This window comes from Burkholderia sp. SIMBA_051 (assembly GCF_046534915.1).
In the GTDB taxonomy this organism is placed as follows: domain Bacteria; phylum Pseudomonadota; class Gammaproteobacteria; order Burkholderiales; family Burkholderiaceae; genus Burkholderia; species Burkholderia ambifaria.
In genome coordinates this window covers 1-267 of record NZ_JAWRXS010000356.1, presented here as the reverse complement: position 1 = coordinate 267, position 267 = coordinate 1, and the positions used below count along the sequence as shown (strand labels likewise).

Here is a 267-nt window from a genome sequence, read left to right as displayed (position 1 = left end):
CCTGGATCGACGATCCGCAGGGTCGGCCGCTGTCCCTGTCGCTGCCATTCACGCCGGGCAACCAGCCGCATCAGGGCGCGACCGTCGCCGACTACTTCGACAACCTGCTGCCGGACAGTCAGCCGATCCGCCGCCGCATCGCGCAGCGTTATCGGCTGGCGTCCACGGCGCCGTTCGAACTGCTCGCGTCGATCGGCCGTGACTGCGTCGGCGCGCTGCAATTGCTGCCGCCCGGCGAGATGCCGCTGGACCTCGAATCGATCGACG

Annotated in this window: 1 protein-coding gene; it reads left to right on the top strand. The window is 69.3% G+C overall.

The features are described 5' to 3' along the window. Window positions 1-267: HipA N-terminal domain-containing protein (locus SB771_RS34845; RefSeq protein ID WP_410722020.1), on the top strand; the 267-nt coding region annotated here is incomplete at both ends.